The sequence below is a fragment of the Flagellimonas meridianipacifica genome, assembly GCF_003001695.1.
Taxonomy (GTDB): Bacteria; Bacteroidota; Bacteroidia; order Flavobacteriales; family Flavobacteriaceae; genus Flagellimonas; species Flagellimonas meridianipacifica.
Genome location: NZ_PVYX01000002.1, coordinates 520,463 through 546,137 on the forward strand (window position 1 = coordinate 520,463; position 25,675 = coordinate 546,137).

At 38.5% G+C, this 25,675-nt stretch carries 26 protein-coding genes; 9 read left to right on the plus strand and 17 right to left on the minus strand.

Features of this window, described 5'->3' with window-relative positions:
- Window positions 1–8 precede the first annotated feature (8 nt).
- The gene (locus CLV81_RS12265) at window positions 9–905 is read right to left on the minus strand and encodes an ABC transporter ATP-binding protein (protein WP_106147505.1); all 897 of its coding nucleotides are present in this window, start codon (window positions 903–905) and stop codon (window positions 9–11) included.
- Window positions 906–979: 74 nt separating this feature from the next.
- Here CLV81_RS12265 and CLV81_RS12270 point away from each other — a divergent pair, with 74 nt between their 5' ends.
- Window positions 980–2,047 carry a hypothetical protein gene (locus CLV81_RS12270; protein WP_106145413.1) on the plus strand — a complete coding sequence of 356 codons (1,068 nt, stop codon included), beginning with the start codon at window positions 980–982 and terminating at the stop codon, window positions 2,045–2,047.
- 2 nt (window positions 2,048–2,049) lie between these two features.
- Here CLV81_RS12270 and CLV81_RS12275 read toward each other — a convergent pair whose 3' ends face one another.
- From CLV81_RS12275 to CLV81_RS12320, 10 genes are all read right to left on the minus strand, one after another.
- Complete coding sequence (locus CLV81_RS12275; protein ID WP_106145414.1) at window positions 2,050–3,108, minus strand: nucleoid-associated protein; 1,059 nt, start codon at window positions 3,106–3,108, stop codon at window positions 2,050–2,052.
- A 46-nt stretch (window positions 3,109–3,154) separates the two neighbouring features.
- Window positions 3,155–3,655 carry an IS1096 element passenger TnpR family protein gene (locus tag CLV81_RS12280; protein ID WP_106145415.1) on the minus strand — a complete coding sequence of 167 codons (501 nt, stop codon included), beginning with the start codon at window positions 3,653–3,655 and terminating at the stop codon, window positions 3,155–3,157.
- Between the two features lie 26 nt (window positions 3,656–3,681).
- Window positions 3,682–4,713, minus strand: coding sequence for a COX15/CtaA family protein (locus tag CLV81_RS12285; protein ID WP_106145416.1), 1,032 nt, complete (start codon window positions 4,711–4,713; stop codon window positions 3,682–3,684).
- A complete protein-coding gene (locus tag CLV81_RS12290) occupies window positions 4,710–6,140 on the minus strand; it encodes a CCA tRNA nucleotidyltransferase (RefSeq protein ID WP_106145417.1) in 1,431 nt (476 codons plus the stop codon). Before CLV81_RS12290 ends, CLV81_RS12285 begins: the two co-directional genes overlap by 4 nt.
- Complete coding sequence (locus CLV81_RS12295) at window positions 6,141–6,710, minus strand: L-threonylcarbamoyladenylate synthase (RefSeq protein ID WP_106145418.1); 570 nt, start codon at window positions 6,708–6,710, stop codon at window positions 6,141–6,143. It abuts the gene before it with no gap.
- 1 nt (window position 6,711) lies between these two features.
- A complete protein-coding gene (locus CLV81_RS12300) occupies window positions 6,712–7,476 on the minus strand; it encodes a glycosyltransferase family 2 protein (RefSeq protein ID WP_106145419.1) in 765 nt (254 codons plus the stop codon).
- Entirely contained in the window at window positions 7,469–8,545 is a 1,077-nt protein-coding gene (locus tag CLV81_RS12305; RefSeq protein WP_106145420.1) for a glycosyltransferase, read from the minus strand. The genes CLV81_RS12300 and CLV81_RS12305 overlap by 8 nt, the downstream gene beginning before the upstream one ends.
- Window position 8,546: 1 nt before the next feature.
- Window positions 8,547–9,656: a glycosyltransferase family 4 protein gene (locus tag CLV81_RS12310; RefSeq protein WP_106145421.1), complete on the minus strand. Its 1,110-nt coding sequence runs from the start codon at window positions 9,654–9,656 to the stop codon at window positions 8,547–8,549.
- A gap of 213 nt (window positions 9,657–9,869) precedes the next feature.
- Window positions 9,870–10,730: a glycosyltransferase family 2 protein gene (locus tag CLV81_RS12315; protein WP_106145422.1), complete on the minus strand. Its 861-nt coding sequence runs from the start codon at window positions 10,728–10,730 to the stop codon at window positions 9,870–9,872.
- A 255-nt stretch (window positions 10,731–10,985) separates the two neighbouring features.
- Window positions 10,986–11,801 carry a 2,3,4,5-tetrahydropyridine-2,6-dicarboxylate N-succinyltransferase gene (locus tag CLV81_RS12320; protein WP_106147507.1) on the minus strand — a complete coding sequence of 272 codons (816 nt, stop codon included), beginning with the start codon at window positions 11,799–11,801 and terminating at the stop codon, window positions 10,986–10,988.
- A 99-nt stretch (window positions 11,802–11,900) separates the two neighbouring features.
- Here CLV81_RS12320 and ruvX point away from each other — a divergent pair, with 99 nt between their 5' ends.
- Genes ruvX through CLV81_RS12335 form a run of 3 tightly spaced genes read left to right on the plus strand, consistent with a single transcriptional unit; the run spans window position 11,901 to window position 13,384 of the window.
- The gene (gene ruvX, locus CLV81_RS12325) at window positions 11,901–12,314 is read left to right on the plus strand and encodes a Holliday junction resolvase RuvX (RefSeq protein WP_106147509.1); all 414 of its coding nucleotides are present in this window, start codon (window positions 11,901–11,903) and stop codon (window positions 12,312–12,314) included.
- 1 nt (window position 12,315) lies between these two features.
- Window positions 12,316–12,906 (plus strand): peptide deformylase, encoded by a 591-nt coding sequence (gene def / locus CLV81_RS12330; RefSeq protein ID WP_106145423.1) that lies wholly within the window; start codon window positions 12,316–12,318, stop codon window positions 12,904–12,906.
- A 52-nt stretch (window positions 12,907–12,958) separates the two neighbouring features.
- Window positions 12,959–13,384 carry a DUF5606 family protein gene (locus tag CLV81_RS12335; protein ID WP_106145424.1) on the plus strand — a complete coding sequence of 142 codons (426 nt, stop codon included), beginning with the start codon at window positions 12,959–12,961 and terminating at the stop codon, window positions 13,382–13,384.
- 9 nt (window positions 13,385–13,393) lie between these two features.
- Here CLV81_RS12335 and CLV81_RS12340 read toward each other — a convergent pair whose 3' ends face one another.
- The 3 genes from CLV81_RS12340 to bglX are packed head-to-tail and all read right to left on the minus strand — an operon-like array spanning window position 13,394 to window position 17,839.
- Window positions 13,394–14,977, minus strand: coding sequence for a family 20 glycosylhydrolase (locus CLV81_RS12340; protein ID WP_106145425.1), 1,584 nt, complete (start codon window positions 14,975–14,977; stop codon window positions 13,394–13,396).
- A complete protein-coding gene (locus tag CLV81_RS12345; protein ID WP_245912004.1) occupies window positions 14,974–15,645 on the minus strand; it encodes a GDSL-type esterase/lipase family protein in 672 nt (223 codons plus the stop codon). Before CLV81_RS12345 ends, CLV81_RS12340 begins: the two co-directional genes overlap by 4 nt.
- Before the next feature lie 4 nt (window positions 15,646–15,649).
- Window positions 15,650–17,839: a beta-glucosidase BglX gene (gene bglX, locus CLV81_RS12350; RefSeq protein WP_245912005.1), complete on the minus strand. Its 2,190-nt coding sequence runs from the start codon at window positions 17,837–17,839 to the stop codon at window positions 15,650–15,652.
- A gap of 174 nt (window positions 17,840–18,013) precedes the next feature.
- Between bglX and mazG the strand changes: the two genes are divergently transcribed.
- From mazG to CLV81_RS12375, 5 genes are all read left to right on the plus strand, one after another.
- Window positions 18,014–18,787 (plus strand): nucleoside triphosphate pyrophosphohydrolase, encoded by a 774-nt coding sequence (mazG, locus tag CLV81_RS12355; RefSeq protein WP_106145428.1) that lies wholly within the window; start codon window positions 18,014–18,016, stop codon window positions 18,785–18,787.
- Between the two features lie 94 nt (window positions 18,788–18,881).
- Window positions 18,882–20,258: an MATE family efflux transporter gene (locus CLV81_RS12360; RefSeq protein WP_106145429.1), complete on the plus strand. Its 1,377-nt coding sequence runs from the start codon at window positions 18,882–18,884 to the stop codon at window positions 20,256–20,258.
- Window positions 20,259–20,281: 23 nt separating this feature from the next.
- Window positions 20,282–20,509, plus strand: a complete 228-nt coding sequence (locus CLV81_RS12365) for a hypothetical protein (protein ID WP_106145430.1) — start codon at window positions 20,282–20,284, stop codon at window positions 20,507–20,509.
- A gap of 2 nt (window positions 20,510–20,511) precedes the next feature.
- Entirely contained in the window at window positions 20,512–21,081 is a 570-nt protein-coding gene (locus CLV81_RS12370; protein ID WP_106145431.1) for a phosphatase PAP2 family protein, read from the plus strand.
- A complete protein-coding gene (locus CLV81_RS12375; RefSeq protein WP_106145432.1) occupies window positions 21,078–22,736 on the plus strand; it encodes an ArnT family glycosyltransferase in 1,659 nt (552 codons plus the stop codon). The genes CLV81_RS12370 and CLV81_RS12375 overlap by 4 nt, the downstream gene beginning before the upstream one ends.
- Here CLV81_RS12375 and CLV81_RS12380 read toward each other — a convergent pair.
- From CLV81_RS12380 to meaB, 3 genes are read right to left on the minus strand one after another with little or no spacing between them, the layout of a single operon-like run.
- A complete protein-coding gene (locus CLV81_RS12380) occupies window positions 22,733–23,608 on the minus strand; it encodes a lysylphosphatidylglycerol synthase transmembrane domain-containing protein (protein WP_106145433.1) in 876 nt (291 codons plus the stop codon). The genes CLV81_RS12375 and CLV81_RS12380 overlap by 4 nt on opposite strands.
- Window positions 23,589–24,551 (minus strand): glycosyltransferase family 2 protein, encoded by a 963-nt coding sequence (locus CLV81_RS12385; RefSeq protein WP_106145434.1) that lies wholly within the window; start codon window positions 24,549–24,551, stop codon window positions 23,589–23,591. Before CLV81_RS12385 ends, CLV81_RS12380 begins: the two co-directional genes overlap by 20 nt.
- Window positions 24,552–24,584: 33 nt before the next feature.
- On the minus strand, window positions 24,585–25,631 hold the full coding sequence (gene meaB, locus CLV81_RS12390; protein ID WP_106145435.1) for a methylmalonyl Co-A mutase-associated GTPase MeaB: 1,047 nt from the start codon (window positions 25,629–25,631) through the stop codon (window positions 24,585–24,587).
- Window positions 25,632–25,675 lie beyond the last annotated feature (44 nt).

The window sequence follows — 25,675 nt, forward strand, 5'->3', positions numbered from 1 at the left end:
TTTTTTGATTAGTTGTTTTTGGTTAGGGCAAGGAATTGCTCCTCTAAGCTCTCTTTACGTTTTACCAAATGGGAAAGTACCATACCCTCATCAAAGAGCAGCTTGTTCAAGGCTTCAGCATTCATTTCTTGTTTTAAGTATGCGGTAAGCGTGCCATTTTCCTGATTGATTTTTCCAAAACTGGCATGTTTGTCAAGGATATCTTTAAGTTTATCCATATCGCTGGTTCTAAGCTCAAAGAATCCGTGGCTGGCCAGCATTTCGTCTACTGGGCCCGAGTATAATTTTTCACCTTTTCGAAGGATGACAACATGGGAACATACTTTTTCCACTTCATCCAAGAGGTGTGATGCCAAAAGAATTGTAGTGCCCTGATTGGCAATTTTTTTGATGATTTCTCGAATCTGGTGGATACCTTGTGGGTCCAATCCATTTGTTGGCTCATCCAAAATCAGGATTTCTGGGTCGTTTAATAGGGCAGAGGCAATGGCCAATCGTTGTTTCATACCCAGGGAATAGGTCTTGAACTTGCTGTTTCTTCGTTCCCACAGTCCAACCAATTGCAGTTTTTCTTGGATTTTGTCTTCTGATACCTCCTTTATTTTGCAGACCAGTTTTAGATTCTGAATGGCGGTCATGTAGGGATAGAAGTTGGGGCGTTCAATTATGGCCCCTACTTTTTTTAAGGCGTCGTGAGTGGAAGTCTGTCCATCAAACCAGCTGAAATCTCCTGAAGTTCGGTTAACTACATTCAAGATTATTCCCAAAGTAGTGGATTTTCCACTCCCGTTAGGTCCCAGAATACCATAAACGTTACCCTTCTCTATAGAAAAAGAAAGATTCTTTACCGCAGTGAGGTATCCGAATTTTTTGGTTAGGTTGTTAACCGTGAGTATCGTGCTCAAAATGACGTCGTTTTTTGATTTGTTTGTAGTAACTTGACGAGATATGTTCGTTTTTGTTACAAAATAGAGGAGGAATGTCAGAAGAAAAAATGATGTCAAAGAAAAAACCGGCGTATCCAGTGAACAAAAAATTGGATGGATACCTGAGCCGGTACAGTCGTAAAATTGAGATTCCAATTTTCTATGAAGATCTACTTCGTTTTTCCGGGTCCATAATCGTCTATGATTCCGAAGGAGAAGATACGTTATGGGTAAGGGTGTATTATTCTGATTTTGAACGGGAAGAAATAGATATCAGTTTGAAGAAAGTCTATTCCATCTTACACTCCGATGGGTCAGATCGTATTTTGGATTACTTAACCGTTGATGCTGTTGATTACTGTACCTTTGGCAACTCCAAACCTTTTAGGATAAAAATCAGAAACATTCTAAACGATAACTACACCTATTTCTATGTGAAAAAGACCGATGCTTCACGAGTTTATGGGTTGGAGCTTGAACATATGCTATCGCCCTATAATCTGAACTTTTTGGTTTACGGGGATACACTGATTGAAGAACATATTGCCGGAATCCCCGGTGACGTTTTTATCCACGATATGTTACCAAAATGTACGGAGGCAGAAAAAGCACAGTTGGCCAAAGAGTTTGTGAAATTCAACGAGCGCTGCATGATTCGCTTATTAGGTGATATGAGATCTTATAATTACGTAATCGTTCCTGTACATGATTTTGATCACGTAGTCTATAAAATACGAGCCATAGATTTTGATCAGCAGTGTTTCGAGGGTAAACTCAAGGTATATCGCCCTCAATTCTTCAAAGAGAACTTCCAAATGGTGGAACTGGTGCGTTCCAAACTGCAAAAAAACTCTGTGGATCAATATAAAATCGAAGAACGTTCCATTGTTGCCAAACGAATTATCAGTTCAGGAAACCGAATTAAACGTCTGGTAGGAATTTCCAAGACGGATGATATTTCCCTTGAAGAAAACATTGAAAAGCTCAAGATGGAGATTTATGAGCTCACCAAAGACCTCAATTTCAAAAAATGCAATACCATGGGAGAGGTACTATCCCTTGCTCTTGATTTTGTAAAACGAAACTATCAGGATGTAAACATGACCCAGATTTTTGGGTAGTTTTAGCTTTTCTGCTCTTTGTTGAAATAGACCAGATAATAATACATCTGACGTTCTTCATCCCAACCTTTTTCCACAAATTTTTCTGCAGATTCTGGATTGATGAAATCCATTTTTATCTGGATGTTCGTGTCCAACTGAATCACGTTTTTCATTTTTTTACGTGCATCGGAAACCGCCTTATTGGCAATATCGAAGTTGGATACATCTTCAATGCTGTATTTAGGTCCTTTTTCGACCTTGTAATGCTTAAACTCGGGAATTAATTCCGGATTTTCCATGACCTCGTTCAAGAAGGAACTTTCCTCAAAGGCATCATTCTTTGCGAAGTGGTTCACAGCGCGATTCATAAAAAGCACTTCCTGTTGTTTGTCTTCTGCCGGTAGAACTACATCCTTGGCAAAATTTTGACAGAACTTCAAGTAGTTTTTGGTGTAGAAATTTTCATCCGTTAGTGGAACAAGTCCCAAGAAGTTTTCCAGCCAATATTTGGCATCATACCGATTACTGTCCACTGACAATACTTTGTACCCTTCTTCTTTATCAGTGTTGAAGATAATACAACCTTTATCCAACTTATTGATGTTGATTCCTTGTCGCACCAAGATTTCAAGGTTATCCGTTCGTTCTTCAAACTCAAGGAAATCATGCTTTAATTCACTCTTAAAAATGCCAATAGCATCTGTCTTTTGATTGTCAAGCACTACATCATTAAAGTGGGCAATGTAGACCTCACCACTTTTTATATGGGGATGGTTGGATTGTTGATACAGGTGTTGTGTTAGTTTCTTTGAAACCTCGTGAGACTTTGAAGGGTTCAAGAAAAGCTCCGAAACTAACTTGAAAACCTCATTGAACTCTACGTCGACCTCGTTAAAAAATCGATAGTAGTTTTCCTCCTTTTCTCTAAAAGGCTTAAAGAAATACTCTTTGAGCAATCCAGCCATTTCATCAGAAAGAGAGAAAGGGGAGTTGGACAAAAAAATAGGTTCGTTTTTACTTTTATTCCCTACCCGGTGAAGGGAAATGCTTTCAATTTGAGTAGAATACAGGTTAAGCATGAATATTCCTTGGGTATTGTTTTTAAAGTATAGTTATTAAATATAGCTAGTTCCAGTTTTCGTCAAAATCCAAATCCTCATAGCTATCTATGTCGTCATCTAAATTCATCATGGGATTGGGATTGGACTCAAAACTCTTTTCAGGGGGTGAATCAGGTAACTCTCCGAAACTGAATAATAGATTTGGATACGTTCTTCCATCCTCTTTTTCAACAACGTCCGCCAATTCAACAAAGAAAGTCCACATACTTAGAAAATCATAGACATAGATGAGCTTTGGACTTTCCTCGGTCAGCACATCTTTGAGCAAAGTATTGGACATCAAACGTACATTGGAACCATTTTCGCCCATATCAAAAAGCGCAATTTCTTCGTCCTGGTTCCATTCTTCGTCACATGTGTAGAAGGAGGCCATTTCATTTCCCATGAACCCAAAAGCTTGGGTAACAGCATTGTGAAAATCCTCCAAAGTATCGGTATCCTCGACTTCAATATCCCTAAAAATATCCTCCTCGGCGTCAAGGATAATCCTGATTTTATATATCATCCCAAAAATTTTGAGTGAGTGCAAAGTTAATAAGTTTTGATGGTAGTTTTGGAGCTGAGCGCGTTCAAAACCAGACTAAATTGAAATCCAAAAAGTACGGAGGCCAAAACCAAGTGTGCAGGCTGACTACCAAAGGGGAAATCAATATAGTACATGCTAATGCCTGTGAGTACTTCTAATCCAATTATCGCCATAATCCAATTGATTTGTGCAAGGTTGATTTGTTTTTTCTTCATCAACCACCATATGTATCCATTTACAAGTAGGACCATAATGGAAAGTGAGCGATGCACATAAAACTGAAGCGTTGGGTCTTGAAGCCATAGATTTTTTGCATTTTCTCCAACCAAGTCAATTTGTTCGTCCACGAACTGACGGACCTGTGTTCCCAATATGATTTGAACCAAAGTCAGTAGCAGCGCTCCAACTAAGAAAATTCTAAGCTGGGGGACATGCAATGATTCCTTTATTGGTTTTGTAAGATGAATAAGGTAAATCAAAAGGGCAACAATGACCAAGGCCATCACCATGTGCAATGTGATTTTTACAGGTTCAAGCACAGAATACACTACTGTAGCCCCCAACCATGCTTGAAAACCCATGCCAAACACCACTATCCATGCAAAGAGAGTTATTTTCTTTTGGGTTCTCCAAAACTTAAATGAGTAAAATGCAAGTAACAAAGTAGCTAATCCAGCCAAAGCACCAAGTAATCGATTTATGTACTCAATCCATGTATGCCAAACATTGAAAATGGCATAATCATGTTTGGTGTAGGTATTCCAGTTCTCAGGGTTGAACGAGTCCTTAGTATTAAAATCCTTTTTTGCTATTAGTAGCCCTTCATCTTTGATAATTACCTGCCCTTTCTTAAAGTCCCTATTGGACTCCCACTGTAGGGTTTTTTCTTCTGTAGGGGGAATGTAATATCCAAAACACTTGGGCCAGTCTGGGCAACCCATCCCACTGCCGGTCATTCGAACTACGGCCCCCGCAACAATGACCAGATACACCAAGACCAAACTTATTTTGGCCAGCTTTTTAAAAGAAATAATCATGATGAAACAGGTTTGAGTCCAAGCGATTCCGCTTTTTGTAACATGAACTGGAAAGCTGCTTCATGTTCATTGGGAATTTCTCCCTCGAGGATGGCTTCTTTTATAGCTTCCTTAATTACTCCGATTTCTTTTGAAGGTTTAAGATTGAATGTTTCCATGATTTCTTCCCCAGTCACTGGTGGTTGAAAGTTCCGAACCTGGTCGCGTTCCTCCACTTCAACAATTTTCTCCCGAACAATCTTGAAATTATTCTTGTACTTTTTTTGTTTCCTTGGATTCTTGGTAGTGATATCTGCTTCGCAAAGTGTCATCAAATCTTCGACATAATCACCAGCATCAAACACCAAACGTCTTACCGCCGAATCTGTGACATAATCTTCGGAGAGAATAATGGGTCTGGAACTCATCAAAACCATTTTTTGTACAAACTTCATTTTATCATTCAAGGGCATACGAAGTCTTTTAAACAGTTTGTAAACCATCTTGGAACCTACATACTCATGACCATGAAAGGTCCAACCCACTTTTTTGCTGAACTTTTTTGTAGGCGCTTTTCCGATATCGTGCAAGAGAGCCGCCCACCGTAACCATAGGTTATCCGTGGTCTTGGCAATATTATCCACAACTTCAAGGGTATGCCAAAAATTATCTTTATGGCGTTGTCCTTCCACTTCTTCAATTCCTTGAAGCGCTATTAGTTCGGGTAAGATTAATTGTAAAAGACCAGTTTGATACAATAACTTGAGACCTACGGATGGTTTGGGACTCATCAAAATTTTATGAAGCTCATCCACAATCCGCTCTTTTGATACGATTTTAATACGATTTTTATTTTCTGAAATCGCTTGGTGAGAATAAAGTTCAATCTTAAAATCTAGTTGTGAAGCAAATCGAATAGCACGCATCATGCGTAAAGGATCATCGGAATAGGTAATTTTAGGGTCTAAAGGTGTTCGGATAATCTTTTGAGCCAAATCTTTTCTTCCATTGAAAGGGTCTAGCAACTCTCCAAAGTTTGATTCATTTAAGGCTAGAGCAATGGCATTTATAGTAAAATCCCTACGGTTTTGATCGTCTTTAAGCGAACCATCCTCTACAATTGGTTTTCTACTACTACGCTGATAACTTTCTTTACGGGCTCCCACAAATTCAAGCTCAAAGTCTTTATGCTTAATCATAGCGGTGCCAAAGTTTTTGAAAACAGATACTTGTGGATTTCCTTTCAATTTAGTGGCTACCTTTTGCGCCAATTTGATTCCACTACCAATGGTAACTATATCAATATCCTTGGGTGTACCACGATTTAAGAGATAATCCCTAACAAAACCTCCGATTACATAGGAATCCATACCCAGCTCTTCCGAGGTTTTCCCGATTAACTTAAAAATAGGATGTTGTATGGGTTTTTTATGGAATTCCTTCGTCATCTACTCCCTGATTACCTTTACTTGCCCATCATTACTTAGCTTAATGATGGACGATGGAGGAGCGTTTTTGTTCTCCAAAGGCAAATTTACCACATAGTCCACTCCTTTTAAAATTTTTGGACTAATCGATTCGTAGTTTGTAGGGGTAGGTTCTCCTGAAATGTTGGCAGAGGTAGATACAATCGGTTTCCCGAACTTTTGAATCATACGTTGACAAAATACGTCCGAAGCTACACGAATGGCTAAGGTGTTATCCTCGGCAATCAGGTTTTTGGCAATGCCAATAGGTTCATCAAATACAATTGTGGTAGGTTTTGTGGCGAAGTCCATAATATCATAAGCCACATCTGGCACTTGTTTTACATATCTTTCCAACATGGCTTGATGGGCAACTAAGCATACCAGTGCCTTGCTGTCATCCCGATTTTTAAGTGCATACACCTTCTGGACTGCAGTTTCGTTAGTAGCGTCGCAGCCAATTCCCCAAACTGTATCTGTTGGGTATAGTAACAACCCGCCGTTGGATAGAATTTCAGTTGCTTTGGATATGTGTTCTTTATGTTTTTCCAAACTACTTGTTGTTCAACTCTTTTAATTTCTTGTATCTGCTGTGTACTCCAAGAGCGTTTAGATAGCAAATAATGATTCCCTTTCTACCATCCAAAATTCCCAATCGTAGGATGTAATTATTGAAGAACTTATAAAAAGGGCGAAATAGAAAATGATAAAACCTTGCTTTGTTTCCTTTTTTGAATTCCTCCATTGCCTTCATCTCCCCATACTTAATCATTTTTCCCTTATAATCTTCATAATTGGAATAGGAGTAGTGAATCAATTTGTTCTTAAGTGTGGCAGAATCTCCGTTGACTATAAGTGTTTCATGAACAATTTTTTCTTGGTCGAAACGTACTTTACTCTTTTTGAACAGTCTATAGTTTTTGTCAGTCTGCCACCCACTGAACCGTAAGACCTGGTTTTGGAACATAAACTTCCTTAAAAAATAGTATGCAGAAGCTGTATTGCTCCCATTTGTGACTTCAAGGATTTCATTTTTCAACTCAGGGGTAACTCGTTCGTCGGCATCCAAAAACAAAATCCAATCGTTTTTAGCTTGTGAAAGAGCAAACTCTTTTTGGTCGGTATAGTTCTTAAATTCTCTCTGTATTAGTTTTACCCCTTTGTGGTTTTGGACTTTTTCTGCTGTTGCATCGGAGCTGTATGAATCGACCACAACAATTTCATTGACAAAGCTCAGATTTTCTAATACCGCATCAATATTATCCTCTTCATTGAGGGTAATCAGAAGAGCCGATATATCATTTTTTGCCTTATCCATTCACCAAATAGTCTTCAATTTTCCTGAGTTGTTTTTTCCTGTCAAAGTTCTCTTTAACTTTTATAAATCCATTTAATCCCATTTGGGTTCGTAAATCTTTATTTTCATATAAATCAACAACTTTATCGGCAAAAGCCTCGATGTCGTTTACGTTCAAAAGATATCCAGTTTTCCCGTGTACCACTAACTCTGGATTACTACTGATATCAAACGCTATAATTGGTTTTTTACATAGGGCTGCCTCGGCCAAAACGTAACCGAATCCTTCCCAAAGAGAGGGTAAAACAAAAACATCCGCCTGAAAGAGAAAAGATATTGGATCATGAACAAAACCGGATAGTAAAACATGTTCTTCCAAGCCATGCTCTTTTATCATGGCTTCCAATTCGTTTCTGAGACGACCTTCACCTCCGATAATTACCTTAAAAATAAGTCCCCTTTTCTTCAATTCAATAGCTAATGGAATCAAAAACTTCTGATTTTTTTGATATTCCAACCTACCAAGATTGGCCAAAACAAACTCTTTTTCAGAGGCCTGTTTTATTTTTGTATTGGTATCTACGATATTAATTCCATTGTATATAACCTTGATTTTTTCTTCAGGGATTAGGTTTGGGTTATTTTCCAGAACGGTCTTTTTTGTGGCTATGGAATTTGCTAGAACTTCCGAGATTACTTTTTTGAATAAAAAACGGTTCAAGAAACTGTTTTTAATAGGAATAGCACTTCCGCGACGATATATTATGCGCTTAACTTCTGCTTTTTTAGCTGATGGCCCAGCAATCTTTACATCGCGTGAAAGATTCATTATTATTGTCCTAACATTGTTTTTTTTCAGCAGATTTTTAATTGACGCATGCTTCAGTGGATTCAAAAAACTAAGATTGGTCAATCCTATTCCTTGACAAGGAATTCCAGCTTTCAACAATTTATCATAAAGTACGCTTTCGCTATGAGCTATTACCAAAACACTATGTCCTTTTTGATGTAAATAACTGCTAACTTCAAAATGCCATTTTTCCCCACCGCCCCATGCTTTGGCGGTATTAAAAAAGCACAACTTTTCCATTTTACAGAACCGATTTATAAAGTTCAATCAAATGGTTTGCCACATTTTCGTCTGAAAACCTTTGGGCATAGGCGTATCCTTTCTCAATCATAGATTTGCGCAGGGATTCGTCACTTGTCAATTCCTCAAGTTTTTTCTTTAAGGCATCACTATCATTTGGATTGATATATGCCGTACTGGGCCCTCCTGCTTCAGGAAAGCAACCCCCTTGGGAAGTTATTACTGGGGTTTTGCTAAATAGTGCCTCAATTATTGGTATTCCAAACCCCTCACAAATGGAAGGGTAGCAAAAAATTTTTGCTAATTGATATATTATGGCCAAATCCGCCAAGGGCACATTCTTTAAAAAGTGAACTCTGTTGCTGAGGTCATGATCATTTACATACTTGTGAACCTTTTTTGCATATTTCTTTTCACTACCAATAATTACTAAATGTAAATTTGTATGATGAATGGCTTTCACGAGGGTCAATACATTTTTGCGTTCCTGTATTGTGCCTACATTTAGAACAAACTCTGAGGGGAGCCCGTATTTTTTGACTATATTTTCTTTCTGATTATGATTGTACTGGACTTTGTAAGCGGCATTACAGCCTTGGTATGCCACTTCTATTTTGTCTTCTTCAACCTTCAAATATTTTATTATATCCCTTTTGGTTTGTTCACTAATTGCAATGACTAAATCTGCCCTACGAGCAGCATATTTAAATTTTAGCTTATAAATAAGCCTGTCAAAAGGATTGTAGTAATGAGGATGGCTTAGAAAAATTAAATCGTGAATACTTACTATAGAAGCTATGTTTTTTGATAATCCAATCGGAATTTCTCCCGATAGGCCATGATAAATATCAGGATTATCCAAAACAATTTGTTTGTTAATCGCAAACATTCTCCACAGGGAGGAAAGCTTTTTCCAAAACCAACCTTTGGGATAAATAATTGAAATCTTGTCTTGAGGAAGAATGTTCTCAAAACTTGATTTTTTTGTGTTAAACAGGAAAAAACGCTCGATGTTTGAATTCTGATGTAAAATACGGACAACTTCTCTTCCATAATTTCCTAAACCGGTATTATTATGGAAAATCCTTTTTGCATCATAACTAATTCGCATTCCTTACTTTAGTTTTAACTGATGATTCGTAAAAGTAATTTAAAATAACCATACATACTTCTAAATCCAATCGTCTTCCCTAAAACCAAGAAACCACTTATTACAATGATTCAAAATATCCAAGAACATAACAATCATCAAAAACAACTGAAGGTCTTATGGGTCGAAAAACTCATACCCTTAGACTATAAACAACTGCAGAGATAAAATATACTATGAAGCCAGTAAAGAGACTTTTTTGTTAGGTTTCGTATTGATTGATTTAGTTTTTTGGTTAAAGTTTGGTAACGTCTTGGTCTGATATACGGTTCGGGTTTTCATAATGTGCAGCATTCTATAACGTTCATGTACACTAAGGGCATTCAACCAACAAATCTGGACTCCCCTTTCCATATCCAATACTCCGAGCCTTACAATGTAATTGTACAAAAATCTCCACGTTGGTTTTGCCCATAACTTAAAATAGTTAAAAGACTTACCTTTTAAAAACTCTTCTTGAGCACGTAAACCACCATATCTAAGCATTTTTCCTTTGTAGTCCTGATAGTTTTTGAAGCAATAATGTGTTAACCGGTTTTTTAGAATACCTGATTTTCCATCTACTTCAAGGGTTTCATGAACAATTTTTTTATCAGTATACTTTGCCTTGCTCTTTCTGAAAAGCCTATGGTTCTTGTCTGTTTGCCAACCGCTGAATCTAAGGGGTTGATTCTTAAACATGAATTTTCTGTAAAACCAATATGCTTCACAAGCATTTGGTTTTCGTATAGTTTGTTGTATTTCTTTCCTTAAAGCTGGTGTAACCACTTCGTCAGCATCCACAAAAAGTGTCCAATCATGAGTGGATTGGCTCAATGCATAAGACTTTTGAGCAGTAAAATTTTCAAATGGATGTTGTAAAACCTTGACTTTAGGATGTTTTAGTAGATATTCGTAAGTACCGTCGGTACTGTAAGAATCAACCACTAAAATCTCATCAGCAAACGAAATGGATTCCAAACATCTTTCAATGTATCCTATTTCGTTATAGGTTATGACAAGGGCAGAGAGTTTTGAATTGGCTAATGTTGCCATAATTTATTGGTGTTCGCTCTAATGTTTACAAAACTATAACAAAAAAATGGGGTAAAAATTGTTTGTGAGGTTATTTTCTTACAAAACAATTCGGAATGCTTAAACCCTACTTTTTCGCAAAATTTTAACATTTTAGGTTGTTATTTTTAAGATAATCGAAAAGTCAATAGGTTGCTTCTTTTTATCAAAAAAATGCGGAAAGCTAAGTACGAAACTGCAAAAGTATCAAAAATGAAAACAGATAAACTAGATTATTTAAACGGCTACATCATGCTCGCGCAACGCATTATTAAGAGATGTTTTCTTGTCCGTACTTTCTTTGCGCTTGCCAATAATCAGTGCGCAAGGTACTTGGTACTCACCGGCTGGAAAGGCTTTTGTATAGCTTCCTGGAATGACAACGGAACGTGCGGGCACCCTACCTTTAATTTCGACAGGTTCACCATCAGTAACGTCAATAATCTTTGTAGAAGCAGTTAGTACTACGTTTGCTCCCAAAACTGCTTCTTTCTCTACTCTTACTCCTTCCACTACAATGCAACGTGAGCCAATGAAAGCATTGTCTTCTATGATTACTGGCGCAGCCTGAAGAGGTTCTAACACACCGCCAATTCCTACACCGCCGCTTAAGTGAACATTTTTGCCTATTTGAGCACAGCTTCCTACTGTGGCCCATGTATCAACCATAGTGCCTTCATCAACATATGCACCAATGTTTACATAACTGGGCATGAGTATTGTACCGGATGAGATGTAAGCTCCATGTCTTGCAACGGCATGTGGAACCACACGAATACCTTTCTCTTGATACCCTTTTTTTAAAGGAATTTTGTCATGATACTCAAAAATTCCTGCTTCCAACACCTCCATTTTTTGAATTGGAAAATATAGCACGACCGCTTTTTTGACCCACTCGTTAATTTGCCAGGAATCACCATTAGGCTCAGCACAACGTAGTTGCCCTAAGTCAATCAGGTTAATAACTTCCCGTATTGCATTTTGGGTTATTGATTCTTTCAAAAGTTCTCTATTCTCCCATGCATTTTCTATCAGTGCTCTTAATTCGGTCATGTCAAAAATTTTGGCAAATATAATTGTGTAAAAGGTAATATTCTTAACCATTTTAAGCTCATAACATTTTTAGGGTTATTTTTGGCAAAATTTTACGGTTTGGCTCGAATTTTGGCCCTTGACTATGGAAAAGTTCGTACGGGAATTGCCGTTACTGATGAAATGCAGATAATCGCATCTGGATTGACCACAGTGGAAACGAAAGACTTGATTTCCTTTTTGCAGAATTATATTGTAAAGGAGAAGGTAGAGCTTTTTGTGATGGGACTTCCCAAACAAATGGACAATACGCCTTCGGAATCAGAAACAATGATTCAAGCGTTTTTGGACAAGCTTAAAAAGCAGTTCCCCGATATCCCTGTTGAGAGACAAGATGAAAGATTCACTTCCAAAATAGCCTTTCAATCCTTAGTGGACAGCGGAATAAAAAAAAGCAAAAGAAGAGAGAAAGGTTTGGTAGATGAAATTAGTGCAACGCTAATTTTACAAGCCTATTTAGAAAGAAAAGTATAGTATGATTTTACCTATAGTTGCTTACGGAGAACCTGTTCTTAGAAAACAAGCTAAACAAATAGATGCTGATTATCCCAAGCTTAGTGAGCTTATTGATAATATGTGGGACACGATGTACAATGCCCATGGGGTTGGTCTGGCAGCACCACAAGTTGGCCTGCCCATTCGTTTGTTTTTAGTGGATACTACCCCGTTTTCTGATGACGAAGATTTATCTCCCGAAGAACAAAAAGCCTTGAACGGTTTTAAAAAAGTTTTTATTAATGCCAACATCGAGGAAGAAGAAGGAGAAGAGTGGGATTTTAATGAAGGTTGCTTGAGTATTCCGGATGTGAGGGAAGATGTAAAAAGGAAACCGACTATTACCATCACTTATTTGGACGAGGATTTCAATTCGCATACGGAAACTTATGATGGTCTATTGGCCCGTGTTATTCAGCATGAATACGACCACATTGAAGGTATCCTTTTCACGGATAAACTTTCTTCTCTCAAAAAACGACTTTTGAAAAGTAGGTTGGATAAAATATCCAAAGGAAAAATCAAAGTGGACTACAAAATGCGTTTTCCAAATCTTAAAAAAAGCAGATAGGTCATTCTAGTACTCAAGAAAAGTATAATTTTGCGCGCATAAAAAATAAAATATGGCTCTGGACAAGATTTTATCCATTGGAGGAAAACCAGGTTTATTTAAGCTTCTGACCCAAACTAGAACAGGATTTGTTGGCGAATCTCTGTTGGATGGAAAGAGAGTAAGTGTGGGAATGCGAAATAATGTTAGCGTGCTCTCTGAAATTGCGATATATACCTTGGAAGAAGAAATCCCGCTTAGACAGGTTTTTCAGAAGATAAAGGAAAAAGAACAAGGAAAAAAGACATCCATAAGTCATAAGGCCGAAAAGATTCAGTTGGAGGAGTATTTCTTTGAAATCTTACCAAACTATGATGAGGACCGTGTATATGCCAGTGATATCAAAAAGATTGTCCAGTGGTATAATATACTTTTGGATAATGGTATTACCAATTTCTCTGAAGGAGATACTGAAGATGTTCATTCTGAAGAAGAATAAGAACGTTCTTCACCACTCGATAAGGGGACTGCGATAAAAATTTACATTATTCTTTTCTAGGAAATGGAGCTGTCTTGCAAGTCTCGTTTTATAATCCTCCCAATTGCGATTCTCCGGTGTGGACCAACCCAATTCTGCATATCCAATAACTCTAGGAAACGCCAAATATTCCATTTCTGATGAATTACTAATGGTTTCGGACCACAAGGGTGCTTCAATGCCCAGAATACTTTCTGTGGGAAGGTCTTTTACAAAAGTTGATGGATTCCAAATGTATGCGGAATCTACAGTAATATGACCTGCCCAGTCCAATCCATGTTTTGACAAAGAATCATATTTCATATCCAAATAGGCCTTTTTAGCAGGTGAAAGAATAACCTTATTTCCCTTTTCTGCAGCTTTCAAAGCATTTTCTTCTGTTCTCCAATGCTGCGCAATAGTCTTCGGGCTAATGTCAGCTTCGACAATCTCGTCCCAACCAATCATATTTTTACCATGTTTTTGCACAATGCCTTCAACACGCTCTACAAAATATTTATAATCCTTTTTCTTGGTAACAAAGCTTTCATCGCCCCCAATATGAATATATGGCCCAGGAGTGATGGCAGCCAGTTCTCGAATCACATCATCCAAAAATGAATAGACCGTATCTTTTCTGGTGTTGAAAGAGCTAAAACCTACCCGAGTGCCAGTATAGGACTTTAAAGGCTTTCCAGTTCCGTCCAAAAACGGATAACTTAAACTAGCTGCATTGGTGTGTCCTGGCATATCAATTTCAGGAATGATGGTAATAAAACGCTCGGCAGCATATTCCACGATTTCTTGATAGTCAGATTGGGTATAAAACCCTCCAGCTTCCCCACCAACTTCTGTTTTCCCACCAATTTCTGTAAGTTTTGGCCATGATTTCACTTCAATCCGCCAACCTTGGTCATCGGTCAGGTGCAAATGGAGTACATTCAATTTGTAGTAGGCAATAAGGTCAATGTACTTTTTTACTTCTTCAACAGTAAAGAAGTGACGTGCCACATCCAACATAGTTCCACGATATCCGAAGGTTGGTCTATCCGTAATTTTTCCAGCTGGTATTACCCATAAAGATGAATTTGTGAGGGTATCATTACTCTTTTCTGGAATAAGCTGCAATAGGGTTTGAACACCTCTAAATGCTGCTTCAGGTGTTGGGGCTTGAATTAAGATGGAATCTTGTTTGATTTCCAACTCGTAGGATTCTGATGCAGATAACGCAGTGTTCTTTGATTCCAGAATGAAAATTGAGTTTTCGGGAGCATCTTGGTTTTCGGGTTCAGTTGATGCATTCAAGGGAAGAGAGAGCGTAGTTCTAAACTGAATCTTTTTGGATAAAAACTGACCTACTTTGGAATACAATGTATCCTGTTTATCCGTATAGATGACAGTATTTTTTCCTAACCCAAAGGCATTGTAAGATGCTTGGATGTTTAATGGTTTGGGAATTAAGGCAGATTGACCAAGGTCTGTTTTGGGGAAATTAATCTTCTCTTTCTGTTTTTCGCATGAAGAACAGAAAACCAAAAGAAGAAAAATAAGTAAGGGGTAGAAATAAGGTTTCATTTCCCTAAGGTAACAAAATCCTTTAGGGCTTCTTCCCAAAGATCATATCCCTTAGAATTCATATGAAGACCGTCTTCAATGAACAAATCTCTTTTTAGTTTTCTTTTGTTCAGCATTACTGACCATACATCAGCATAGGAAATCTTACTTCTTTCAGATGCCAAGGCTTTAAGTTTTCGGTTGAGACGTCTATATCTTGACCTAAACTTCCAGCGGGATATACTAGGTTTTGCAGAAATCAATACAATTTCCATGTCTGGTCTCTGTTGTTGAAGCGTATCTAAAACTTGTACAAAAGTTCCAATGATTTTTTTCGGTCTTTTTTTTGCGAAAATGTCGTTGTCTCCTTCATAAATGAATACTTTACTTGGATTGTAATCAAGAATAAGCTCATTTAGAAAGTTGGCCAAGTCAGAAGTTTGTGAGCCTCCAAAACCTGTATTCAAAACTTGATTTTCTGGAAAACGTTCTTGTAAATCTTTCCATAACCGAACACTGGAACTTCCTGTAAACAGAATAGAGGGTTTGGACCTGTCCCAAATCGTATCCATTCTTTCTTGAATTTCCTTTACCTCTCCATAAAAGGGCAATGAGCCTTGTCCATAGGAGGTTCCAATGCAGATAAATAGAAACATTAGAAAAGAAAGGTGGTATAGGATTTGCTTCAAAATATTACTGTTTTTCAAAGGTCTGACTAAGTACTTCTTGAGAGTTTGTTCCCATCATCACTTCAAACTCACCGGGTTCTACTACAAAATCATAATTATGATTATAAAATCCAAGTTCAGCATCGGTTAAAACAAACTCCACTACTTTAGATTCTCCAGGTTGTAAACTAATCTTTTTGAATCCTTTTAACTCCTTTATTGGACGGGTCACGCTGGCCACTTTATCTCTTATATAAAGTTGCACAACCTCCTCACCAGCAACACTTCCTGTATTTTTTATAGTCGCACTGACCTTTATGGCACTTTGATCTGAAGCATCTATCTTCAATTCACTGTACTCAAATTGGGTATAGCTCAAGCCATATCCAAAAGGATAAAGAGGAGAATTTTGTTCATCGCTATAATGTGCCCAGAACACGTTGGGCTGAGGGTCGGGTCTTCCAGTACTGAAATGATTATAATAGATAGGAATCTGTCCAATGCTTCTTGGAAAGGTCATGGGCAGTTTCCCGCTAGGGTTATAATCTCCAAAGAGCACTTTGGCAATAGCATTTCCTGTTTCTGTTCCAAGTTGCCATGTTTCTAAAATTGCCGGCACGTTTTCAGCTTCCCATTCAATAGTAAGTGGGCGACCATTCATCAAAACGAGAACAACATTTTGATTAACCTCGTAAACCGCTTTTAATAAATCCAGTTGGAGTCCAGGTAAGTTGAGGTTTGTTCTACTTCTTGCTTCACCACTTTGGAATCCATGTTCGCCAAGTACCATGAGAACAACATCTGATTCCTTGGCTAAGGTCACAGCTTCTTCCATTCCGGAAGTGTCAGACTCATTTACTTGAACTTCATTCAAAAAATTAGCGTCCTTATTGAACACTTTAGGTCCAGAAGCGTAGGTAACATTATTGGTATAACTCTTCAATCCTTCTAAAAAGGAGACCGCCGTATTGTCATCAGACCCTATGCGCCAACTACCTAGAGGACTGTTTTTATCATCCGCGAGCTCACCTATAACCGCAATGTTGGCCTGATCTTTTGCCAATGGCAGCAAATTGTTTTCATTTTTAAGAAGGACAATGGACTTCATGGCCATTTCCAAAACACCTGCCCTGTGATCTTCATGGTAGAGCTCTTCTTTTTCGCGCTCGGAATTGCAGTACTTGTAGGGGTCATCAAAAAGACCTAGTTCAAACTTTACTTTCAGAATTCTTCGCACTGCATCATCGACCAAAGCTTCGTCTACCTTTCCTTCTTGTACGTTTTGAACCAAATGATTGACATAAGATGAAGATTCCATGTCCATATCCGAACCAGCTTTGACACCTAATTCAGCAGTATGTTTTAAATCTTTTGCGAAACCATGTGGTGCCATTTCGGCAATAGAAGCCCAGTCGGAAATCACAAAGCCTTCAAATCCCCATTTTCCCTTAAGAACATCACGTTGTAGAAAAACATCTCCAGTAACAGGAATACCATTAAGGATGTTAAATCCGTTCATCACGGTTTTGACATCAGCGTCCACCGCTGCCTTAAATGTAGGTAAGACGGTATTGAATAGGGTAGAAGTACCAATATCAACCGTGTTGTATTCTTTTCCAGCCTCTGCAAATCCATAGGCTGCAAAATGCTTGGCACAAGCAGCTATGGTGTTGTGTTGGGAAAGGTCATCGCCTTGAAAACCGTTTACCCGCGCCTTGGCAATTTGAGATCCAAGAAAAGTGTCTTCACCACCGCCTTCCATTACACGCCCCCATCTCGGGTCTCTTGAAATATCAACCATGGGAGCAAAGGTCCAGTGAAGCCCAACAGCTGAAGCTTCCTCTGCTGCAATTCTTGCCGATTTTTCAATGGCTTCCATATCCCAGCTTGCCGCTTCTGCCAAGGGAATTGGCGCCAGTGTTTTATACCCGTGGATTACATCAAATCCAAAAAGGAGCGGAATACCCAATCTTGATTCTTCAACAACCAATTTTTGCAACTTTCTGGTTTCTTCAGTTCCTGTTACATTTAACATGGAGCCAACCCAACCTTTTTTTAAATGCTCATATTTAATAGCTGCGTTCCCGCCTTGAGGTGCTGGTCCGGTAGCATCCCAAAAACCATTGTATTGGTTCATTTGTCCTACCTTTTCCTCTAAGGTCATTTGCTGTAATAGGGATTCTACTTTTTGGTCTATCGTTTTTTCTTGGGCCATAAGCTCAGAATTAGGAAACCACAAAGAAATTGAAAAAATAAGAATGTAAACAAGAAAGCGCCTCATATTGTCAGGTTGTGTTGAAAAGTCGTTGATAGCATGACAAAATAACTCAAAAATATAGTATTTGCTAGCTTTTAGTCTTCGTACTTTTATTTAAAATTTAAATCTCTTATGCACTCCCGAAAAAAACAACTGGAAGCCCTTGATAGATTGCTAAGCATTATGGATGAACTAAGGGAGCAATGCCCTTGGGACAAGAAACAAACCATGCAATCTTTAAGACATTTGACCATCGAGGAAACCTATGAACTTGGTGATGCCATTTTGGAGAACGACCTGGATGAAGTCAAAAAAGAATTGGGAGATTTACTCTTGCACATCATTTTCTACTCAAAAATAGGTTCTGAAACCAAAGATTTTGATATTGCTGATGTGGCTCATGGGATAAGCGAAAAGCTTATAAACCGCCATCCACATATTTATGGTGATATCAAAGTTGAAAATGAGGATGAGGTTAAGCAGAATTGGGAGAACATCAAATTGAAGGAAGGTAAGAAAAGTGTTTTGGAGGGTGTTCCAGACAGCTTACCAGCATTGGTAAAAGCCAATAGGATTCAAGAAAAGGTGGCTGGAGTGGGATTTGACTGGGAAGAACCAGCGCAAGTTTTTGAAAAGGTAAAAGAAGAATTGTCCGAATTTCAGGAGGAAGTAAAGAACCAAAACCCAGACAGACTGGAAGCAGAATTTGGTGATGTTCTTTTTTCAATGATCAACTATGCTCGATTTTTAAATGTAAATCCTGAGAATGCCTTGGAAAGAACGAACAAAAAGTTCATAAAACGTTTCCAATATCTCGAAAAACAGGCTAAGGCTTCTGGAAAAGCGCTAAAGGACATGTCGCTTGCTGAGATGGATGTGTTCTGGGAACAAGCAAAGAGCCTGTAAATTTTCCCCACATATTCTTGTGCATAAAATGTTGAAATCAGACTCATTTTTGCATCAGAATCCAACTATCTTTGAGGCCCTCTAATTTTTCAACTTGTTCAACCAATATACCAGAGAATTCAGATATAATTTGCAACTGGCTTATCCCGTAATTTTGGGTATGTTGGGGCATACTTTTGTTGCCTTTGCCGATAATATTATGGTGGGGCAGTTGGGTACTGCAGAACTGGCTGCAGTTTCTTTGGGAAATAGTTTCGTGTTTATTGCCATGTCATTGGGAATAGGTTTTTCTACCGCTATCACACCTTTGGTGGCAGAAGCCGATGGAGCAAATAATCGTACCGATGGCAAAAGTGCTTTAAAGCATGGGCTTGTGCTTTGCACCTTATTGGGTGTTTCCCTGTTCGGAATTATCCTGTTGTGTAAACCTTTGTTGCACAGTATGAAACAACCTGAAGAAGTGGTGGAATTGGCCATTCCCTACCTTGAATTGGTAGCATTTTCCTTGGTTCCTTTGATTATGTTTCAAGCCTTTAAGCAGTTTTCGGAAGGTATGTCTCAGACCAAATACCCCATGTACGCTACTATTCTGGCCAATGTGGTCAACATTACCATAAACTATTTGTTGATTTTTGGGTCCTTTGGTTTTCCAAAGTTGGGCATTGTGGGAGCGGCAATTGGAACGTTGGCCTCCCGATTCATTATGGTGGGATATATTTATTATTTACTTCGACGAAAGAAGCAATTTGAACCATTTGTGACCAATTTTAACTTTAGGAAGATTGAAAGGGCCGTCATCAATAAAATAATAGGACTTGGTTTTCCTTCGGCCCTTCAAATGTTTTTTGAGGTTGCCATCTTTACCGCGGCTATTTGGCTAAGTGGAGTACTTGGTAAGAATGCTCAGGCTTCCAACCAAATTGCTTTGAATTTGAGCAGTATGACCTTTATGGTGGGCATGGGGCTTGGTGTTGCAGCCATGGTGCGAGTGGGTAATCAGAAAGGGCTGAAAAACTTTAGAGATTTGAAGCGAATAGGAGAGTCCATATTCGTATTGACTCTGCTATTGGAAATTGTTTTTGCTGCACTTTTTCTTATTGGACGACATTGGTTGCCTACGTTGTATTTGGATGTTGATGATGCCATAAACTTGACTGACAATACCAAGGTGATTGCAATTGCAGCCAAACTATTGCTGATTGCAGCCTTTTTTCAAATATCCGATGGCATACAAGTTGTGGTTCTGGGTGCACTTCGCGGAATTCAAGACGTCAAAATACCAACGCTTATTACCTTCATCGCATATTGGCTCATAGGTTTTCCTGTTTCCTACTATTTTGGATTGTTCACGGAATACAAAAGCTCAGGGATTTGGATGGGCCTTTTGCTTGGACTTACGGCTTCAGCGGTAATGTTGTATATTCGATTCAATTATCTCACAAACAAGTTGATTTCAAAACAGACTCAATAACAGTTGTATTACTTTTCTAAACAATGGAAATACCCAAGTTTCTTTTAGCTGATAACACGGACCATCCTTCTTCTATTTTTATTGTGCATACCGAATATCCTAGATTCATTATCAACCTTGAGAATGACGAGGTTGAGTGGTTCGAGGAATTTTCGAAGGAAGATGAGGAAGAATTGGCCAATGAGACGGAAAGTCTTATTGAGGCTGCAACCGCATTTTATGATAGGGAAGTTTCCAGATACGAAGACTAGGCATGATTGACACATTGGTTCAATGGGATAAAGAACTCTTCCTTTTCCTCAATGGACTAGGAACCGAAACTTGGGATGGCTTTTGGTTGTTTATTACCGATAAATTAAGCTCTATTCCACTATATGCTGCCTTGCTATTTTTTACATATCGATATCTTGGCTTTAAGCGAACCTTAATAGTACTTCTATTTGTAGGCTTATTGATTACAGCAACAGACCAATTGGCAAATTTTTTTAAATATGGTGTTGCGCGCCTACGCCCATGTCATGATGAAGAGGTAAACATGTTGGCCAGATTGGTAAAAAAATCCTGTGGAGGTAAATTTGGTTACTTTTCTGCACACGCGGCAAACAGCATGGCTCTGGCTTCGTTTTTTACGGTAATGCTCAAGCCCAACTTAAAGAAAATAGGATTCTTTTTGTTTTTATGGGCCTCTTTAGTTGCCTATAGTAGAATATATATTGGAGTTCACTTTCCCTTGGATGTCATTACTGGTAGTTTTATAGGTATTCTTTTCGGCTGGTTGTTTGCCAAGTTATCTATATTTGCATTCCAAAAATTTGGGACATGATTTCTTCGGTAAGATACTGGTTTTTAGTAGGTCTTGTGATTGCTGTCTACATCGCCGGTATGTTTGTCACTCTTTTTGAAAACGACTCTGCTCAATTCGCCGTTATGGCCATGCGAATGGTGCAGGAAAATGACTTTACCAATCTTTTCAAAGGAACCCAGGAATATTTGGATAAGCCCCATATGCATTATTGGTTAGCGGCACTTTCATTTAAGATTTTTGGCATACATGATTGGGCATATAGAATTCCTGCTATTTTAGCTACTTTGTTGGGGGCATATAGTTGTTATGGTTTAGGAAAGCTTTTTTATAACAAGGACATTGGGAAGTTTTCTGCACTAATTTTTATGACCGCGCAAACCATTGTTCTTTCCAATATTGATGTAAGGACCGATGCAGTATTGACTGGATTTACCATCTTTTCTATTTGGCAGTTGGTAAAATATATTGAAAAAGGAAGTCTCTGGGGTGTTGTACTAGGTGCATTTGGTGCAGGGATGGCCTTTTCAACCAAAGGCCAAATTGCATTATTGGTTATAGGAATATCAGTGTTATGCCATTTGATTTATACCCGAAAATGGAAAAGTCTGTTGAGTTGGAAATTGATTCTAGCCCTCCTGGTTTTTGGGTTGACCATTTCTCCAATGCTCTATGCCTACTATCAACAATTTGATTTACATCCAGAAAAAATCATACGCGGCAAATCCGATAGAAGTGGGATTTTCTTCATCTTTTGGGAACAGAGTTTTGAAAGACTAAGTGGTCAAGGGCATGGAAAAAACAGCAGCGACTTCTTTTTCTTTTTCCACACTTTTCTTTGGGTGTTTCTTCCTTGGACAGTATTGGCGCTCATAGCCTATTGGAGAAGGGTAAAGACTTTCATCAAGTTACGTTTTAGGTATTTGCCCCAATATGAATTTGTTACCTTGGGAGGAATCACCATCTTGTTTTTTATCATAAGCTTCGCTCAGTTTAAGCTGCCGCATTATATGAATATTTTGATTCCGCTTTATTCTATTTTGTCGGCTTCATACCTTCACAGTTTGTACAGATTTTCAAAAAATATATCTATCAAGGTAATTTTGGGCATTCAATACTTTATATTGAGTTTGGTGTTCATTTTCGCACTTTTGGTGTGCTTCCATTTTTTCAAGTTTGATAAAATCTACAACTATATCATCCTGATTGCCCTCTTAGGATTGATTACCTATTTCTGCCTAAAACGAGAGGCATATTACATGCGAATCATTACTCTTTCCGTGTATAGCTCATTACTTTTAAATGGGGTAATGAATACGCATTTTTATCCTGAATTATTAAAATACCAAGGCGGATCTACCATGGCGGAAAGAATTAAGGAGCAAAAAATACCAGTTGATAAGGTGTACAAGGTCTCTGAACGATTTACTTGGTCACTCGATTTCTACAATAGAAAACCGGTTCAAATAGTCACTATTGATGAATTAATGACCAAGCATGAGGTTTGGGTGTATGCAAACGATGAGGAATTGGAACTTCTCGAAAACAAGGGTTTTCACTGGCATGAGAAGATTTCGGTGGACCAGTTTAGAATTACGCGTCTTCAGCTTAAATTCTTAAATCCTCATACCCGTCAGAAAGTACTCAACCAAATGCACTTGGTTTATTTGGATTAATATTTTAAAACTTCAAGCTTTGGTTTCTTAAAATGGTATGCAATACCAAAAAAGGAGATTAGGGCAGTCATCAAAAAGAATACAAAGCTTACCCCAATAGAAATCTCTTCATTCAATCCGAGCCATGTAGCGCCATACAAGAAAGTCACTTCTCTACTCCCAATCCCCCCAATGGTTAAGGGAATCACGGAAACAATGGATGAAATAAGAAAAACCAAAAGATACTCCGTTTGTTGAAGTGAAACACTAAACGATTCCAAAATGAAAAACACACAGACCAGCTGAGAAAGCTGGACTATGGCAGAATACCTCAACGACTTCCAAAAAATGGGAAGGGTATATCCAAAAAATCGTTTATTGACCCACCAGAAAGTTAAAACACTAATAGGAATTGCTAGATATAAAAGTATCTGGAAAGAACGAAACAGTTCATGGTTCATCAAAATTGCTAGAACGCAGGTGTATACAAAAATGAGCAGCATACCACTCAAACGGTCCAATAATAAAACGGAAACGACGCGTTTTGTACCCGATTTAAACTCTTGTTGAATAATATACCCCTTATACGCATCTCCACCAATACCTCCAGGGAGGAAGAGATTATAGAACATACCTAGAAAATAAAGCTTAAGATTGCTTTTTTGGGTAATCTTTACTTCAATTTGATGAAAGTAAAGATTGAGTCGGAAAGCTGCTATGACCTTGGAAATAATCACCAACAGCGTTCCAATTACCAAGTAATATGGGTTCCCTGTTTTTAGGGTATCCACGACATCCTTAAAATTGATTTTGGTAAAAATAAAATAGATGAGCACCCCACTAATGACAATCTTCAACAGGGTAAGCAATTTTTTACGCAGCTTCTCTGGCACCTATGCTAATTTTTTTGACTCGATATGGTCTTTTCTGTTGTGATTCATAATAGGTCCTAATCAGTAATTCCATTACAATACCTATGGTAAACAATTGAATTCCTCCCAAGATGAACATCATTCCAAAAATCAGTAAGGGTCTGTTCCCAATATCCTCACCAAAACCTAGCTTGACAATAAGGAGGTATATGTTGATAAACACACCCAAGATTATGAGCAGAACCCCAAAAATTCCAAAAAGGTGTATGGGACGCTGGAAGTACTTACGAATAAAGAGCAAAAGCATCATATCCGCCACTACCTTAAATACCCGTTCCAATCCATATTTGGAAACCCCGGCATGACGGGCATGATGCTTTACTGGAACTTGTTTGATTTGGGCGCCTTCCAAATGAGCTAAAAGGGTTATAAAACGATGCATTTCTCCGTACAAGTTCAGCCCCTTGGCAATATCCTTGGTGAATACTTTGAGTGCGCATCCGTTATCCTTAATATCTAACTTGGTAACACGGCGAACCATAAAATTGGCAATCTTAGAAGGGATTTTTTTGACCAGGGAATCCTTTCTTTTCTGTCTGATACCCGTTACTACGTCGTAGTCATCTGTTGTCGCGTAGTTCAGCATGGATGGAATGTCCGAAGGGTCATTTTGCAAATCCCCATCCATAGTGATTACATATTCCCCCTTGGCGTAGTCAATACCAGCGGCAAGGGCTAGACTTTGCCCATAGTTCTTTTTGAGCTCTATCAGGTGCACTTGTCCATCATTCATTTCCTTCACGACTTTTCTAGTATTGTCGGTCGAAAAATCATCTACATAAACAATCTCATAATTGTATCCCTTAAGGCTTTCGTGTATTTTCTCAGTGAGAAGGACCACATTATCCTGCTCATTGTACAATGGAACTACTATGGATAGGAGGGAGTCGGTAACCGTGTTCATCTGCCAGGTCTAATTGGGGCAAATGTAGTGCTTTTATTTAAGTTGGTCATGGACTATTTTAAGCACCTCACGGGCTGCTTTGAAAGGGGAAACGGTGTTTTTTTCAACCGCCTCCAACATGGTTTTCTTGGCTTTCTTAAAAGCTTCATTTTGTTGTAAAATCTGAGTCAGTTGTTGATTCAAGGATTGCAAAAACCAATTTTTGTTCTGATGATTCCGTTTAAGCCGAAAGTGTCCGTTTCGTTTCGTCTTATCCAAAAACTCCGTAATAGTATTCCAAATTTCGGTTATACCGGAATTTTCCGTGGCAGAACAGGCCAATACCTTAGGTATCCAATCATTTTCTTTGGGTGGATACAAATGAAGGGCCCTAGAAAACTCCGTTTGGGCCAATTTGGCACGTTCCCTATTTTTTCCGTCCGCTTTATTGATGGCAATGGCATCGGCCATTTCCATAATTCCTCTTTTTATGCCTTGAAGTTCATCACCAGCCCCTGATAGTTTTAGTAAGAGAAAAAAGTCGACCATACTATGGACAACAGTTTCACTTTGTCCAACACCTACGGTTTCAACCAGAATCACATCATATCCAGCCGCCTCACAGAGAATAATGGTCTCCCTTGTTTTTTGGGCAACGCCTCCCAAAGATTCCCCGGATGGCGAAGGTCGAATAAAGGCATTAGGGTCTTTGGAGAGTTCCTCCATTCGGGTCTTATCACCCAAAATACTCCCTTTAGACAAAGAACTGGATGGATCTATGGCCAGAACAGCCACTTTTTTGCCCAGATTGGTTAATGTCTTGCCGAACACCTCAATAAAAGTGCTTTTTCCTACCCCCGGTACCCCCGTTATACCAATCCGTACGCTCTTTGTAGCATATGGCAGACACTTTTCAATAATCTCATCTGCTTGCGAAACATGTTCAGGTTTTGCGCTCTCCAATAAGGTAATGGCTTTTCCCAAAGAGGCTTTGTTCACTTTTAAAATCCCCTCTACAAGTTTGTTTGGGTCAATGGCTTCCTTCCTCAAGGCCCGTATTTTTGATGCTGTATTGGCTGGAATGTTCTGTTTGCGGTCCAATTCAATAAGGTAATGAGACTACGAAGGTAAAAAGTTTTGGGTAG